Origin of the sequence: Acinetobacter sp. YH12027 (genome assembly GCF_013420085.1) — a bacterium.
In the GTDB taxonomy this organism is placed as follows: domain Bacteria; phylum Pseudomonadota; class Gammaproteobacteria; order Pseudomonadales; family Moraxellaceae; genus Acinetobacter; species Acinetobacter amyesii.
This window is the reverse complement of the sequence record NZ_VOYW01000007.1, coordinates 13,746-30,247: the sequence shown is the minus strand read 5'-3', so window position 1 is coordinate 30,247 and position 16,502 is coordinate 13,746. Positions and strand designations below refer to the sequence as shown.

Sequence of the window (16,502 nt, the reverse complement as noted above, 5' to 3'; positions counted from 1 at the left end):
ATTCGACTATGGCTACAATTCATGTCGATGGAAAATCGTATGAAGTCAACGGCTCAGAGAACTTGCTACAAGCATGTCTTAGCCTTGGCATCGACATCCCATACTTTTGTTGGCATCCATCCTTAGGTTCTGTCGGTTCTTGCCGTCAATGTGCTGTGACTCAATACGCGAATCCTGAAGATACTCGCGGTCGTTTAGTTATGTCATGTATGACGCCTGCATCTGACAATACCTACATCTCGATTGAAGATGACGAAGCAAAAAATTTCCGTGCTTCTGTTGTTGAATTCTTGATGACCAACCACCCACACGACTGCCCAGTCTGTGAAGAGGGTGGTCATTGTCATTTACAAGATATGACTGTAATGACTCAGCATGACCGTCGTCGTTACCGCTTCACAAAACGTACGCATTACAACCAAGAGCTAGGCTCTTTCATTTCTCATGAAATGAACCGTTGTATTGCGTGCTACCGTTGTGTGCGTTACTACAAAGATTATGCAGGTGGTACAGACTTTGGTGTGTATGCAAACGCTTCGCGTGTTTACTTTGGTCGTCCAGAATCAGGTACTTTAGAATCTGAATTCTCTGGTAACTTGACTGAAGTGTGCCCAACAGGTGTATTCACAGATAAAACTCACTCTGAACGCTATAACCGTAAATGGGACATGCAGTATGCGCCAAGCGTATGCCAAGGCTGTTCTTCAGGTTGTAACATCTCTCCAGGTGAACGTTATGGCGAACTACGTCGTGTAGAAAACCGCTTTAACGGTGACGTGAACCAATACTTCCTTTGCGATAAAGGTCGTTTCGGTACAGGTTATGTGAACCGTGAAGATCGTCCACGTCAACCACAATTCCGTTCTGGTGCAAATGTAACTACAGTTTCTGTAGACCAAGCATTGGATACCGTAATTGAAAATATCCAAGGCAAAAAAGTATTGGGTATCGGTTCACCACGTGCATCACTTGAATCAAACTTCGCGCTTCGCGAACTTGTAGGTCAAGACAACTTCTCAACGGGTACGTCTCAAAAAGAGCAAAAACTTGTTGAACTTGCAGCTTCTATTATGCAAACCGAAGGTGTTTATAACCCAGGTATGCGTGAAATCGAAAGCTACGATGCTGTGTTGATTTTGGGTGAAGACTTAACTCAAACTGCACCACGTATGGCTCTATCTGTTCGCCAAGCTGCGAAAAATAAAGCCAAAGAAATGGCTGCAGAGCGCCGTACGCAAGAGTGGTTGGCTGAGCCTGTACAACGTATTGCTCAAGATGCGAAATCTCCGATTTACATCCTTGCTGCAACTCAAACACGTTTAGCTGATGTTGCAACGGGTGAAGTTGTTGCATCACCTAACGACATTGCACGTTTAGGTTTTGCGGTCGCTGCTGCTGTGAAAGGTGAAGTGATCTTAGGTTTGGATGACGATGCAAAAGCATTTGCACAAACGATTGCTGACACTTTAAAAGCTGCGAAAAAACCATTAATCATCTCTGGTACAAGCTTACAAGACGCATCAATCATGGAGGCTGCTGCACAAGTTGCACAGAACCTTGGTAATGCGGGCTTAACATTGACTGTTCCTGAAGTGAACTCAATGGGCTTAGCGATCTTTGGTGGTCAAAGCTTAGAACAAGCATTCGCACAAGATTACGATACCGTGATCGTGGTGGAAAATGACCTTTATCGTCGCTTACCAGCCGCGCAGGTGAATGCTGCACTTTCTGGTAAAGAAGTGATCGTACTTGATCATTCTGAAACTGAAACTGTGAAAAAAGCCAACATCGTACTTTCTGCTGCTTCATTTGCTGAAGGTGATGGTACAGTTGTCTCTCAAGAAGGCCGTGCACAACGTTTCTACCAAGTGTATGACCCAAGCTACTACAAACCAGAACTTGCGATCAAAGAATCTTGGCGCTGGTTACATGCCATTGAAACTGGCGTGAAAGGCAAAGCGATTTCTTGGACAGTTCTTGATGACGTGATTGAGTCAGTAGCGAAAAACGTTCCTGCACTTGAAGCAATTCAAGATGTAGCACCAGATGCTGGCTTCCGTGTACATGGTCTGAAAGTGGCACGTGAACCACGTCGTTACTCAGGTCGTACTGCGATGCGCGCACCACTTTCTATTCATGAACCAAAACAACCAGTCGATAAAGACTCTGCGTTGACGTTCTCTATGGAAGGTTATGTAGGTAACCAAACTCCAGCTTCACTTGTACCATTTGCTTGGTCTGCAGGTTGGAACTCACCACAAGCTTGGAACAAATTCCAAGACAACGTGGGTGGTCACTTAAAAGGTGGTGATGCAGGCGTTCGTTTATTCGATCGTTTAGCGAAACGTCCAGCACGTACATTCGTTGCACCTGCACCTGTTGCGGTTAATGGTGAAAGCTTCCGTCTTGTACCGATGCATCACATCTTCGCTTCTGGTGAATTTACAGTGAAAACACCTGCGATGGAATCACGTATTCCTGAAGCAATGTTTGCTGTGGGTGAACAAGATGCAGCACGCTTAAATGTTCAAGATGGTCAACGTATCGCTGTGAAAGCAGGGGATGCTGAAATCGTCCTTCCAGTTCAAGTGATTGAATACTTACCTACAGGTTATATCGGTTACCCAGTGGGTCTAGCACCTACAGTATCGCTTGCAGAACCTGTTTCAGTCGCGGTAGGAGTGTAATTCATGGAACAAGAATTAATCCGTCAAACGCCGCTGTGGGCTGAAAACTGGCCAATCGCCTATTCAGTTCTTCAAGCAATTGTGATCTTACTGGTTGTGGTATTGATCGCTGCGTTGATGTCTTTTATTGAACGTCGTTTACTCGGCTTGTGGCAAGACCGTTACGGTCCGAACCGTGTAGGTCCGGGCGGTATGTTCCAGATTGTTGCCGACATGCTGAAAATCATGTTCAAAGAAGACTGGACACCAAAATTTGCTGACAAATTGACTTTCCGTATGGCTCCAGCAGTTGCGATGGCAACTGCAGTGCTATCGTTCATGGTTATTCCTGTTTCACCTTATCTAGGTGTTTCAGACATGAGTATCGGTCTATTGTTCTTTATGGCAATGGCTGGTATTGCGGTATACGCAGTATTGTTCGGTGGTTGGTCATCAAATAACAAATACGCATTACTTGGTGGTTTACGTTCTGCTGCTCAAACCATTTCTTATGAAGTGTTCTTGGGTATTTCATTGATGGGTGTGGTTGCGATTGCAGGCTCATTCAACATGCGTGAAATTGTTGAAGCTCAACGTGATGTTTGGTTTGTTATTCCTCAGTTCTTAGGTTTCTTGATCTTCGTGGTTGCGGGTGTTGCGGTAACTCACCGTCATCCATTTGACCAACCAGAAGCAGAACAAGAATTGGCGGAAGGTTACCATGTCGAATACGGCGGTATGAAATGGGGTATGTTCTTCGTTGCGGAATACGTCAACGTAGTACTGATCTCTGCATTAATCGTGACTTTATTCTTCGGTGGTTGGTTAGCGCCTTTCAACCTAGATATTCCATTCATTCCAGCTGCATTCTGGTTCATTATTAAAACAGCATTCTTTGTAATGATGTTTGTCTTGGCTCGTGGTTCTTTAATGCGTCCACGTTATGACCAAGTCATGAACTTTGGTTGGAAAATTTGCTTGCCATTGGCGTTGGTTAACCTTCTGGTAACTGGTGCTGTGATTCTGATGAATCAGGCCTAAGACAGCAGGGAGAATAAAATGTTTAAATTTCTAGCTGGATTTGGGTCAATTGTACGTTCGTTGTGGATGGTATTCTCACACGCGACACGTAAACGTGACACCATTTTATATCCAGAGGTTAAAGCGGAAGACATCGTACCACCACGTTTCCGTGGTCGTATCGTGTTAACGCGTGACCCTGATGGCGAAGAGCGCTGTGTAGCATGTAACCTTTGTGCGGTTGCATGTCCAGTCGGCTGTATTTCACTACAAAAAGCTGAAAAAGAAGATGGCCGTTGGTATCCGGAATTTTTCCGTATCAACTTCTCACGTTGTATTTTCTGCGGTATGTGTGAAGAAGCATGTCCTACGACTGCGATTCAAATGACACCTGACTTTGAGTTAGGTGAGTATGTTCGTCAGGACTTAGTTTATGAGAAAGAAAACCTTCTTATCTCAGGTCCTGGTAAATACCCAGACTATAACTTCTACCGCGTAACAGGTATGGCTGTTGCTGGTAAAGATAAAGGTCAGGCTCAACGCGAAAGCACACCAGTTGATGTACGGAGTCTATTACCATGATGTGGCCATTTTATTTGATGGCGCTTGTGGCCATCGTCTCTACCGTTCGTGTTGTAACTAACACGAACCCAGTACACGCTTTATTAAGCTTGATTATCTCTTTACTTGCAGTTGCAGGTATCTTCATGATCGTGGGTGCGCCGTTTGCCGGTGCGCTTGAAATTATCGTTTACGCTGGCGCAATCATGGTGCTATTCGTATTCGTCGTGATGATGCTAAATCTTGGTCAAAATACAGTTGAACAAGAAAGCAAATGGCTGACTTCTTCAGCGTGGGCATATCCTGCGTTGATGAGCTTCCTGATGGGTCTAATCCTTGTTTGGATGTTGAAGTCAGACTATACAACTGCTGGCACTGTCATGGGTGCTCAAGTTGTCGGTCCGAAAGAAGTGGGTACTTCACTCTTTACTCAGTACTTATTGCTGGTTGAAGTTGCTGCGATGTTATTGCTTGGCGCACTTGTCGCTGCATTCCATCTTGGCAAACGTGAGCCAGGTGCAGAAGAGGACAAAGAATAATGGGCAACATCCCTTTAGAACATGGTTTGATCGTTGCAACCATTCTTTTTGCACTGGGTTTTTACGGTGTGATGGTTCGACGCAACCTACTATTTATTTTAATGAGCCTTGAAATCATGATGAACGCTGCTGCATTAGCGTTCGTTTTGGCAGGAAGCGCATGGGCACAGCCAGATGGTCAAGTGATGTTTATCTTGATCTTAACGCTTGCTGCAGCAGAGGCGTGTATCGGTCTTGCGATCGTCCTTCAGTTCTATCATCGCTTCCATCATCTGGATGTGGATGCTGCTAGTGAGATGCGCGGATGAGTTATTTATATTTAACAGTACTTTTCCCGCTAATTGGTTTTATCCTGTTGGCGGCAGGTCGTAAAAACCTTCCTGAATCAGTTGCTGCAATTATTGGTGCAGGTTCAGTTGGTCTTTCAGCTTTATTTGCATTAATTGCCGGTATCGACTTTGTTAATAATGGTTCAGTTGCAACAACTCAGCATCTTTGGACTTGGTTCAGTGCAGGTAACTTAGCACCGGGCTTCACGCTTCATTTAGATGGCTTATCATTATTGATGATGGGCATGATCACAGGTGTGGGTTTCTTAATTCACATCTTTGCAACGTGGTACATGCGTGGCGAAGAAGACTTTGCACGTTTCTTCTCATACTTCAACCTATTCGTGGCAAGCATGCTGCTTTTAGTGTTGGGTGACAACTTAGCGTTGTTATTCCTAGGTTGGGAAGGTGTAGGTCTATGTTCATACCTATTGATTGGTTACTACTACCAAACACCTGCAAACGGTTTTGCTGCAATTAAAGCATTCACTGTGACACGTGTGGGTGACGTATTCTTACTGATCGCATTGTTCTTGATCTACCAACAATTCGGCACTTTAAACATTGCAGAAGTTGTAGCTGCTGCGCCAACAGTTTTGGCTCAGAGTTCTTCAATTGCGATTTGGACTGCATTGATGTTGTTCTTGGGTGCTGCAGGTAAATCTGCCCAGATCCCATTACAAACATGGTTGGCTGATGCGATGGCTGGTCCTACACCAGTATCTGCATTGATCCACGCAGCAACAATGGTAACAGCGGGTGTTTACCTATGTAGCCGTATGTTCAGCGTATTTGAACAAGCGCCAGAAGTGATGATGTTCATCTCAATCACGGGTGCAGTGACATTGTTGGTAGCAGGCTTTGCTGCATTGGTACAAACAGACATCAAACGTATTCTTGCTTACTCAACTATGAGTCAGTTGGGTTATATGTTTATGGCTGTAGGTGCTGAAGCTTACCAAGCTGGTCTATTCCACATGCTGACTCACGCATTCTTCAAGGCATTATTATTCTTGTCTTCTGGTGCAGTGATTTTGGCTTACCATCATGAACAAAACATCTTCAAGATGGGTGGTCTATTCCACAAAAACAAATTCTTGTTTGCTTGTTTCGCGATTGGTGGCGGTGCATTGGCTGCGATTCCATTCATCACGATCGGCTTCTTCTCGAAAGATGCGATTCTTGGTGCGGTATGGGTGAAAGGTCAAGCAATAGCAGTTTATGACTGCTTGTACTGGACTGGTGTAGCAGGTGCGTTCTTAACTTCAATTTATACATTCCGTCTTATTTGGGTTGTATTCTTTGGTAAAGAAAACACGCCTTACCATGAAATCAAAGGTGTTACTTACTGGGGGCCATTGGCGATTCTTGCAGTGCTTTCAACTGGTTTAGCTTATGTATTAAAAGCACCAGTAACGAATATTTTAAATGCTGCACAAATCCCAGCGTTTAATATTCCAGAAGCGCTAGAACATGGTATGCATAGCGCTGAATACACAGCTGTTGGTATTGCACTTGCAGGTCTTGTAGTCGGTGTTGTTTTATTTGCATTTGCTTATGGTGCAGTGAAATCGTTCGCGAAAACTTCACTGGGCGCGGGTCTTGCAAATATCTGTCGTAATGCACTTGGTTTCGATGCTTTGTATAACATTGTTTTCGTTAAGCCTTATTTGCTACTGGCTAAAATCTTTGGTCGTGATCCAATTGACGGCTTATGGCTTGTATTGCCTGCACTTGTTAAAGGCGGTAATAGCTTTACAAGTTCACGTCAAACAGGTTCATTGCGTGAATACGCATCTAGTATGGCATTCGGTACGTTTGCATTACTATTGATCCTGGTCGTGATTCAGGTCGTGGGGAAATAAAATGGAAACTCCAAACAATTTAATTCTACCCGCTCTGATCCTTATTCCGTTCATTGCAGGTTTTGTATGCTGGCTTGTCGATAAACTCGACAAGCACTTACCACGCTATATTGCCTTAATTGGTATGCTATTAACGTTGGTGTTAACCGTCGTTTTATGGCAAAGCGGTACTTATAACTACGAGTTGGGTACACAAGCTCCACAGTGGGCCGCTCAATTTAACCTACCGTGGATTACCACTTTAGGGATTAACATTCACCTTGCGGTGGATGGTCTTTCACTGCTTATGGTAGGTTTAACTGCATTACTGGGTGTACTTGCGGTCGGCTGTTCATGGGGTGAGATTCAAAAGAACGTTGGTTTCTTCCACTTAAACCTACTGTGGTCTTTAGGTGGTGTGATCGGTGTATTCTTAGCGATTGACATGTTCCTATTCTTCTTCTTCTGGGAGATGATGCTGGTACCAATCTACTTCTTGATCGCACTTTGGGGTCATAAAGGGGCAGAAGGTAAGTCACGCGTTTACGCTGCAACTAAATTCTTTATCTATACTCAGGTTGCGGGTCTGATCATGTTGATCGGTATCTTGGGTCTAGTGGTTGTTGGCTTCCAACTTCACGGTCAAATCAGCTTTAACTATGACTTCTTGATGAGTGTTGCACACACTGTTGAGGCGAAAGCTCCAGCACTTGCCTATGCATTCATGATCTGTATGTTCATTGGTTTTGCGGTAAAACTTCCAGTTTTCCCATTACACGGCTGGTTACCAGATGCACATGCGCAAGCACCTACAGCGGGTTCTGTCGACCTTGCAGGTATCTTGATTAAAACTGCGGCTTATGGTCTTTTACGTTTCGTAATACCATTCTTCCCAGTAGCATCTGCTCAGTTTGCTGACATCGCGATCATTCTTGGTCTAATCGGTATTTTCTACGGTGCATGGTGTGCATTCCAACAAACAGACATGAAACGTCTGCTTGCGTACACATCTATTTCGCACATGGGCTTCGTACTTCTTGCCTTGTATGCAGGTAACATCCTGACATTCCAAGGCTTGATGATTATGATGCTGGCTCACGGTCTATCTTCTGCTGCATTGTTCATTATGTGTGGTCAGGTTTACGAACGTCTGCATACACGTGACATGCGTTTGATGGGCGGTATTCGTGGTCAGTTCCAATACCTTTCATTCTTCTTAATGTTCTTTGTTGCGGCACTTGTAGGTATTCCGGGTCTAGGTAACTTCATCGGTGAATTCCTGATCTTGATGGGTTCTTATGACAAGTTCCCTGTGTATACAATCCTTGCTGCAGTAAGCTTAGTATTTGCCGGTCTTTACGGTTTAATCCTGATCCACAAAGCGTTGTTTGGTACACCAAACGAAGAACAAAAACAGCATTACGCAAATCCGTTGAAAGACTTAAATGCGCGTGAAGTTGTGATTCTTTTAATCTGTGCTCTTGGTCTAGTATGGCTTGGTCTATTCCCACAAAGCTTCCTTGATATTTCAAATTCAAGCATGGCGTGGATTGCAAATAGCTATATCCCAGTTCAAGAAGTCGTTGATGTTGTGCAGCAGATTGCTGTACAACCTGAAAATGTGGAGATGCAATAAGCCATGGACTTCACAATGTCATTTTCTGAGCTTATGCCATTAGCTCCTGTGATGATCGTGGCTTTAACTGCGATCGTCGTGATGTTGCTAATTGCAATCAAGCGTAACCACAATTTAGTTGCAACGACTTCCGTTATCGGTCTGAACCTTGCAGCCTTTTATATTATTTTTGTTTTCGTTGCAGGGCAGTATGCACCTGCAAACGTAATGAATTTGTTCATCGTAGATCCATTTACGATGTTGTACCAATTCGTGATTTTGATTGCAGCACTTGCTTGCTGCACATTGTCACATGCGTATATCGAAACCTATAAAGATAACCGTGAAGAACTTTATATCTTGATGCTGTGCTCTGTAACAGGTGCATTGTTAATGGTTGCAAGTTCTCACTATGCGTCATTCTTTATCAGTCTTGAGTTAATGTCGATTCCTGTATACGGCCTATTGGCTTATACACACCAACGTTCACAGTCGCTTGAAGCGGGTGTGAAATACTTGGTGCTTTCAGCAACTGCTTCTGCGATGTTGTTGATGGGTATGGCTTATGTATATGCGTACACAGGTACAATGGCATTCGTTGCTGAACCAGGCAAAATGTTCACAACATTCAGCCAACCGGGTGTAGTCCTTGGTCTTGCACTGATTGTTTTTGCTGTTGCATTTAAATTGTCTCTTGCGCCATTCCACAAATGGACACCAGACGTGTATGCAGGTGCGCCAGCGCCAATCGCGACATTCTTAGCGACTGTGGCTAAAGTGGCAATGATCGGTCTATTCGTTCGTTACTTCTTGGCTTCTGGCTTAATCCTTTCTGACAGCTTCATCACGATCGTGACCATCATTGCAGTATTGTCTATCCTTGCGGGTAACTTACTAGCAGTACGTCAAGTGAACTTGAAACGTATCCTTGCATACTCTTCAATCGCTCACTTTGGTTACTTACTTGTTGCGATTGTCAGTGCACGTAATACTGACTTTGTTCAAGTACAAGGCTTTGCAACATTCAGCAGCGTCAACGTTTATGTGATTACTTATGTATTAACAACGATTGGTGCGTTCGGTGTTGTGACACTGATGTCTAGCCCTTACAACAACAAAGACGAAGCAGGTAGTCTTGCTGAGTACCGTGGTTTGTTCTGGCGTCGTCCAGTGTTGACTGCAACACTCACTGTCATGATGTTATCTCTTGCAGGTATCCCATTAACAGCTGGCTTTATTGGTAAGTTCCTTGTGATCAAAACAGCAGTTGCTGGTGGTTCATGGTTCTTAGCTGCAATGGTGATCCTTGGTTCAGGTATCGGTTTGTACTACTACCTACGTGTGATGATTGTGATGTACATGACTCCACCAGAAAACCCACGTATCGACGCTGTTGATCATTGGGGTCAAAAAGTGGGTGGTATTATGGTGCTTGGCGCAGCTGCACTTGTGTTGTTGATCGGTGTATATCCAGATCCAATCATTGCAGTATCTCAAGTGGCATACTTTGCAATCTCACCTGAATTACAACAGTTCATTTTTAGCTTAATTCAAAGTGGTTTTAACTAATGAATTAAGTAATTAATTTGCTTATTACAAAAAAGCCTCCTGTAAAGGGGGCTTTTTTATTTTTATCATTTGTTAAATAGCTTTATAATGGTCGAAATTTTATCTTAACCTTTTAGGTGTTCTCCCGTGGCTATCCATGAAATCCGTCATCCGCTTATTCGACATAAACTCGGCTTACTTCGTCGTGCAGATATTAGTACTAAAAACTTCCGTGAGCTTGCTCAAGAAGTGACAATGCTTCTGACTTATGAAGCAACGAAAGATTTACCAATGGTCGATCATGAAATTGATGGTTGGAATGGTAAAGTAACTGTAGATCGTATTGCCGGTAAAAAAATAACAGTCGTACCGATTTTACGTGCAGGTATTGGTATGTTGGATGGTTTCTTAAACCTGATTCCAAGTGCGAAAGTATCTGTATTGGGTTTAGAGCGTGATGAAGAAACTTTAGAAGCGCGTACTTACTACAAAAAATTAGTACCAGACGTACAAAACCGTTTAGCGATGATTATTGACCCAATGCTTGCAACGGGTTCATCGCTCGTTGCTGCTATTGACGTTCTAAAAGCCAGTGGTTGTAAAGATATTCGTGTCATGGTGCTTGTTGCAGCTCCAGAAGGCATTAAACGTGTAAATGAAGCTCATCCGGACGTAACGATTTACACAGCATCTGTAGACCAAGGTTTAAATGAAAACGGTTATATCGTTCCTGGTCTTGGCGATGCAGGCGATAAAATTTTCGGTTCAGTTCAAAAAGACTAATTTTTGCATCATGAACAGAAAAGGGGCTTTTATAGCCTCTTTTTTATATACTAAAGACATTGGCATAAATGGAATAGGGTACTTTATGAAGTCCGAACAATATAAAGGTAAAGTGAAGCAGTACAATCCTGAAAAGGGCTTTGGCTTTCTTTCATGTGAAGAAGGTGATGTATTTTTCCATATCTCTGACTTTCCCGCAGATGGTGTCGAGCCAAAACGTAATGATCGTGTGAAATTTAATGTGGTGAAAAATGGTGATCGTTATAAAGCCATAAACATTGAGCGTGAAGAAGACAAATCTGCAAAAGCTAAAAAATCTAAAGTAGTGGCAAATAACCAGTCAATTACTTCAGCTTTGCTTTCGAATTTGCGTAAATAATGTGATTGTAAGATTTCATGGAAATCTTTGAAATTGAAAAAGAGGTCTATAGGGTCTCTTTTTTTATTATCATAAGAGTATTAAAAGAAAAGATGAGAGACAATTTTTATGTTTAAAGAGGGGAAAATCAAAAGCTATAACGTTGAGCGCGGCTTTGGATTTATACAACAAGATCAAGCAAAGGACTTATTTTTTCATATTCGTGATTTTCCTAGCCGACACATCGAACCACGTGTTGGAGAAAATCTCAAATACAGGATTGAAGCAGATCAAGGTAAATTTAAAGCGGTAAATATCATCCGTTTAGATTTGAAAAAAGAGCAGTCCACTCATGAACAGATAAATCCGTCATTTGAATCAATGCTAGATCGAGTGAACGACCAAGTTACGCCTCACGATACAGCCAAAGGCACAGTCTGGGGCAGTAAAATCATCAGCATGATTGGACTTATTGTAATTGTGGTATTCGCTGTGGCTGTTTATGGGAAATATCAGCAGTACCAAGAACAGAAGCAACTACATTTACAACAGCTCATGCAAGAAAATGAAAATATTGTAAAAGAACAACGTAAAGCACAGGGGAATTTACCCGATCGGGTGCTGTCGGAGCAAGGTGAAAAAAATCTATACGGCACAGCTTCAACGCAAGCTCAGTCAGTTGTTCGAGACACTGTGCCAGCTCATGCTTCAAGTGATACGCCAAGGGCGGCAGAGAAAGCACAGTTTAGTTGTGATGGGCGTACACATTGTAGTCAGATGAAATCTTATGAAGAAGCGGTCTATTTTCTTCAACATTGTCCAGGAACAAAAATGGACGGAAACAACGACGGAATACCTTGCGAACGACAATTTAATAAATAAGAAAAAGCGCCATTAGGCGCTTTTTAGTTTAAACAGATTTTTCACAAAATTGCATAAAGGCTTTGAGACCCGGTCCTTGGTATTTCTGACGATGTACCAACATGAATAATGGACGGGCAAGTTGCCAAAACGGCGTATCTAAAACCACCAATTGACCTTTTTCACGTAAAGGCTCAATTGCCAGTTTAGAAATACATGACATACCAAGACCACCTGCCACGATTTTTAGAATGGCTTCGTTATGACCCAAGGTTAAACGAATATTGGCATCTGGCAGGTCTTTTAAAATTGCGTTATCAAATACTTCACGTGTGCCTGAACCTTCTTCACGTAAGATCCATTCTACGTTATCAAAGTCAGCTGCAGTGAGTGCACGATCCAACTTCGCTAAAGGGTGCTCAGGTGAACAGCACACAGCAAGTTCATCGTCACGCCAGTGAATACATTGCAGCTGTGGCAGATGACATGAACCTTCAATTAAGGCCAAATCCAACTGAAATTGGTTTACCGCTTCAATCATTTGGCGGGTATTGCCGACTTGAAGTTGTAAATGTGCTTGAGGCTGAATTTGTAAGAAATCTGCCATGAGGTCTGGCATCAAGTAGTCACTGATGGTTAGGGTCGCACCCAAACGCAGATCAATACTTTGTAGTTCGCCTTTGGCTGCTTGTTCAAAAGCTTCACAGCGCCCTAAAATTTCCAAAGCTTGTGGCAATAAAAAACGACCCAAGTCATTCAATTGCAAGCGTTTACCAAGTCGGTCAAACAGTGGAGCACCGAGACCATCTTCGAGGTCTGCCAATGCCATACTTGCTGCACTTTGAGTAAGTTTGACAGCATCACTGGCTTTGGTAACGGTACCTTCTTGAGCGACTGCTACAAAAACAGCCAACTGGCGTAAAGTCATGCGCATGAATCAGGCCTTAACATTTAAAAAATATTAATAAATTATGCTGTCATGCTAACATGAGCACAGTCTGTCACGCCACGTTCAAATCATGTCAATTGAAAAATTTAGCTTAGAAAAGGTTTTATCTGTACACCGTTGGACCAATACTTTGTTCAGTTTTACCATGACACGTCCTGCGCATTTTAAATTTACCGCTGGTCAGTTCGCACGAATCGGCTTGAAAGTGGGCGATGAATTGGTGGTTCGTGCCTATTCTGTGGTGTCGTCACCCTTTGATGAAACTTTAGAATTTTTCTCTATCGTCGTTCCAGATGGTGCGTTTACCTCGAATTTACAGCATCTACAAGTGGGTGATGAGCTGTATTTAGAAAAAGTCCCTTATGGCTTCCTTACCTTGGCACGTTATCAGTTGCCATTGCCGAAGGACTTATGGCTGTTGGGGACAGGAACGGGTCTTGCACCATTTTTATCAATGCTACAAGACTTTGAAACGTGGTCTAAATACGAAAAAATTAATCTAGTCTACAGTGTGCGTACCGTATCAGAATTGGCTTATATCGAGCGTATTCAAGAAATCGCCGAGACCTTTGGTGAAGGGCATACGGGTTTTAAATTTATACCTATTGTGACACGTGATCCAAATGCACCGCTGCATGATCGTTTACCAGTTTTAATTGAAAATGGCGAGCTAGAACAGGCGGCGGGCTTAGCGTTTAATGTGGAAACGACGCATGTCATGTTGTGTGGTAATCCACAAATGGTTGATGACACCAAGGCAGCATTAAAGGCGCGTGGTTTGACCATGAACCGCCGTGGTGAAGGTAATATTGCTGTAGAAAACTATTGGTAAGGTGCCATGAAAAAAAGCTCATCGATGGATGAGCTTTTTTATTTTCGGAAAATAAATAACTGATGTTATGCATGCAAAAGTAATTTTGCATTTTTAAAATGATTGTTAAGCCAATTCGACGGAGTCTTACATCAAGGGAATGAATAAAGTGATTAGCCTTCGGCTGGAGGTACTCTTACGAAGCACGCTTCTCATTAGGCAAAATGAGAAGCGAAGCTTCGCAAGGAAACCATCTTGCGGAGCAGTGCTCCTCACCGCAAAACTCGTTCACTAGCGTCTAATTATCTAAAGTATCGCAAAAACATTTTTGATTAGAAGAATTCCTATCTCAAACACTTGCGGATGACGTTACCGCGTATCGTACTTTTATTTGAATCAAATTACGCTTCTGATGTTACTTCGTAACATCAGTTAAATAAACGTTTTGATGTTAATGCAGAATTTTATTTAAGAACTGCTGCGCTCGTTCACCACGAGGAGCATTAAAGAAATCATCTTTGCTGCAGTCTTCTACAATTTTTCCTTGATCCATAAAGATCACTCGGTCTGCAACCTGACGAGCAAAGCCCATCTCATGGGTTACACACATCATGGTCATACCTTCTTTGGCAAGACCCACCATTACATCAAGCACTTCGTTAATCATCTCTGGATCAAGTGCCGAAGTTGGTTCATCAAACAGCATGGCAATCGGGTCCATACTGAGCGCACGTGCAATGGCAACACGTTGTTGCTGTCCACCTGATAACTGTGCAGGAAATTTAGCGGCATGCGCACTCAAACCCACACGATCTAAATAAGCCAAGCCTTTTTTCTTGGCTTCGGCTTCTGATCGACCCAAGACTTTAACCTGCGCAATGGTCAGGTTTTCGGTAATGGATAAATGTGGAAACAATTCAAAGTGCTGGAACACCATACCGACACGACTACGCAATTTATTTAAATCGGTTTTTGGGTCATTAATGGAAATACCGTCGACTAAAATCGTACCGGCTTGAAAAGGCTCAAGTCCATTGACGGTTTTAATGAGCGTTGATTTGCCTGAACCTGAAGGTCCACACACGACAACCACTTCACCTTGTTTAATTTGAGTCGTGCAATCGGTAAGCACTTGAAAATCTTTATACCATTTACTGACATTTTGGAGGTCAATCATCGTTTTTTGATCGGTCATACACTTAACCTCCGTTGTAATTTTTTAACTGCATAGGTAGCGATCATACTAATAGTGAAATACACCAAACCAGCAAACAGAATGTATTGAGTTAACAATGACATAAGGTCGCCTCGAACATAGTTGGTGCGGAAAAAGTCTAACAGTCCGATGGCATAAACCATGGTTGAATCTTGGAACAGAATGATGGTTTGTTGTAAGAGAAGTGGCGTCATTTTGCGAAAAGATTGCGGCAAAATAATTAAGCGCATTGCTTGGCTATAACTCATACCGAGAGCATAAGCTGCAGAAGTTTGACCTTTAGGAATTGATTGAATCCCGGCACGGACAATCTCTGAAAAGTAAGCCGCTTCAAATAGCATGAAGGCCACGATACTCGAAACGAGGGCAGTATCAATCGTCAGATAGTTACCGGTGATCCCTGTGTAGATAAAGGGTACGGCAAAGTAGAACCACATCAGCACCAAGAGCAAAGGAATAGAACGAAAGAGGTTCACATAGCCTTTAGCAAAAATATTAAATGCCTTAATCGAGGACAGGCGCATCAACGCCAATAAAGTCCCAATAAAGACACCACCAATGGTTGCCGTGATCACCACTTTGAGTGTGATGCTGAAACCATGCCATAGCGCAGGGCCAGACGCTTGGAGGTCTTGAATAAAAGAACTGAGCCATTCCATTATTTATCTCCTGCAATTAAGCCAGGAACGCGTAGGCGTTTTTCCAGAAAATTCATGAAACCAATTAAACAGATGTTGATCACGATGAAAATAATGGTGACGTAGGTATAAATTTCGATGGTGTTTTGCGTGTATTCACTGATGGTTTTCATCTGTGAAATGATTTCTGCGACACCGACCAAAGACGCAACTGAGGTGTTTTTGACACAGTTGGTCAACTCAGAGCTCAGTGGTGGCAAAATCGTGCGGAACGACTGCGGTAAGATCACATAGCGATAAAGTTGAGTCGTGCTAAATCCCATGGCATAACCAGCATTGGTTTGCCCCAAAGGAAGCGCTTCAATACCTGTCCTGACTTGTTCACAGACCCGTGCAGCTGTAAAAAGACCCAAACCGACACTTGCAGAAATTAAGGCGGTCGTATTTGCTCCAAGGTCATTCATCCACCAGCTTTTAATCGCAGCAGGGAGGAAGTTAGGTACAACATAGAACCAAATAAACAGTTGAATCAATAAGGGTACATTTCGGAAAATAGTCACGTAGGCCGTACCAATACCTCGTGCTACAGGACTCGGTAGGGTACGCATAATACCCAAGATGCTGCCGAGCACCATCGCAATGCTCCATGCCACCAAAGCGATGACAAACAGCCAGCCGATTCCAATTAAAATCCAATTCAGGTAGGTCGAATCACCTACACCAGTAGATTGGAACAGCACACCCCAATTCCAGCTATAATTCAT

General features: G+C 43.0%; 16 protein-coding genes. 12 read left to right on the top strand and 4 right to left on the bottom strand.

Features of this window, described 5'->3' with window-relative positions; translation table 11 throughout:
* The first annotated feature begins 8 nt into the window (after positions 1-8).
* From nuoG to FTT94_RS03145, 11 genes are all read left to right on the top strand, one after another.
* Entirely contained in the window at positions 9-2,687 is a 2,679-nt protein-coding gene (gene nuoG / locus FTT94_RS03195; RefSeq protein ID WP_180170219.1) for an NADH-quinone oxidoreductase subunit NuoG, read from the top strand.
* Between the two features lie 3 nt (positions 2,688-2,690).
* A complete protein-coding gene (nuoH, locus tag FTT94_RS03190) occupies positions 2,691-3,707 on the top strand; it encodes an NADH-quinone oxidoreductase subunit NuoH (protein ID WP_078191100.1) in 1,017 nt (338 codons plus the stop codon).
* 18 nt (positions 3,708-3,725) lie between these two features.
* A complete protein-coding gene (gene nuoI, locus FTT94_RS03185) occupies positions 3,726-4,268 on the top strand; it encodes an NADH-quinone oxidoreductase subunit NuoI (RefSeq protein WP_078191099.1) in 543 nt (180 codons plus the stop codon).
* Positions 4,268-4,786, top strand: coding sequence for an NADH-quinone oxidoreductase subunit J (nuoJ, locus tag FTT94_RS03180; protein WP_171262661.1), 519 nt, complete (start codon positions 4,268-4,270; stop codon positions 4,784-4,786). The genes nuoI and nuoJ overlap by 1 nt, the downstream gene beginning before the upstream one ends.
* Complete coding sequence (gene nuoK, locus FTT94_RS03175; protein WP_067665227.1) at positions 4,786-5,094, top strand: NADH-quinone oxidoreductase subunit NuoK; 309 nt, start codon at positions 4,786-4,788, stop codon at positions 5,092-5,094. The genes nuoJ and nuoK overlap by 1 nt, the downstream gene beginning before the upstream one ends.
* Entirely contained in the window at positions 5,091-6,980 is a 1,890-nt protein-coding gene (gene nuoL / locus FTT94_RS03170) for an NADH-quinone oxidoreductase subunit L (protein WP_180059312.1), read from the top strand. Before nuoK ends, nuoL begins: the two co-directional genes overlap by 4 nt.
* 1 nt (position 6,981) lies before the next feature.
* Complete coding sequence (gene nuoM / locus FTT94_RS03165) at positions 6,982-8,595, top strand: NADH-quinone oxidoreductase subunit M (RefSeq protein ID WP_078192291.1); 1,614 nt, start codon at positions 6,982-6,984, stop codon at positions 8,593-8,595.
* 3 nt (positions 8,596-8,598) lie between these two features.
* A complete protein-coding gene (gene nuoN, locus FTT94_RS03160) occupies positions 8,599-10,143 on the top strand; it encodes an NADH-quinone oxidoreductase subunit NuoN (RefSeq protein WP_078191095.1) in 1,545 nt (514 codons plus the stop codon).
* Between the two features lie 126 nt (positions 10,144-10,269).
* Positions 10,270-10,905 carry a uracil phosphoribosyltransferase gene (upp, locus tag FTT94_RS03155; RefSeq protein ID WP_078191094.1) on the top strand — a complete coding sequence of 212 codons (636 nt, stop codon included), beginning with the start codon at positions 10,270-10,272 and terminating at the stop codon, positions 10,903-10,905.
* Positions 10,906-10,990: 85 nt separating this feature from the next.
* A complete protein-coding gene (locus FTT94_RS03150; RefSeq protein ID WP_078192288.1) occupies positions 10,991-11,284 on the top strand; it encodes a cold shock domain-containing protein in 294 nt (97 codons plus the stop codon).
* 108 nt (positions 11,285-11,392) lie between these two features.
* On the top strand, positions 11,393-12,145 hold the full coding sequence (locus FTT94_RS03145) for a cold shock domain-containing protein (protein ID WP_180117023.1): 753 nt from the start codon (positions 11,393-11,395) through the stop codon (positions 12,143-12,145).
* A gap of 28 nt (positions 12,146-12,173) precedes the next feature.
* Here FTT94_RS03145 and gigC read toward each other — a convergent pair whose 3' ends face one another.
* Positions 12,174-13,058, bottom strand: a complete 885-nt coding sequence (gene gigC, locus FTT94_RS03140) for a LysR family transcriptional regulator GigC (protein WP_078191091.1) — start codon at positions 13,056-13,058, stop codon at positions 12,174-12,176.
* 85 nt (positions 13,059-13,143) lie between these two features.
* On the opposite strand from gigC, the gene FTT94_RS03135 reads away from it, so the two are divergent.
* The gene (locus tag FTT94_RS03135; RefSeq protein ID WP_180025850.1) at positions 13,144-13,905 is read left to right on the top strand and encodes a ferredoxin--NADP reductase; all 762 of its coding nucleotides are present in this window, start codon (positions 13,144-13,146) and stop codon (positions 13,903-13,905) included.
* 430 nt (positions 13,906-14,335) lie between these two features.
* On the opposite strand, the gene FTT94_RS03130 is transcribed toward FTT94_RS03135, so the two are convergent.
* Genes FTT94_RS03130 through FTT94_RS03120 form a run of 3 tightly spaced genes read right to left on the bottom strand, consistent with a single transcriptional unit; the run spans position 14,336 to position 16,502 of the window.
* Entirely contained in the window at positions 14,336-15,079 is a 744-nt protein-coding gene (locus FTT94_RS03130) for an amino acid ABC transporter ATP-binding protein (protein WP_078191089.1), read from the bottom strand.
* The gene (locus FTT94_RS03125; RefSeq protein ID WP_078191088.1) at positions 15,076-15,759 is read right to left on the bottom strand and encodes an ABC transporter permease subunit; all 684 of its coding nucleotides are present in this window, start codon (positions 15,757-15,759) and stop codon (positions 15,076-15,078) included. Before FTT94_RS03125 ends, FTT94_RS03130 begins: the two co-directional genes overlap by 4 nt.
* Positions 15,759-16,502 (bottom strand): amino acid ABC transporter permease, encoded by a 744-nt coding sequence (locus tag FTT94_RS03120; RefSeq protein WP_168378571.1) that lies wholly within the window; start codon positions 16,500-16,502, stop codon positions 15,759-15,761. Before FTT94_RS03120 ends, FTT94_RS03125 begins: the two co-directional genes overlap by 1 nt.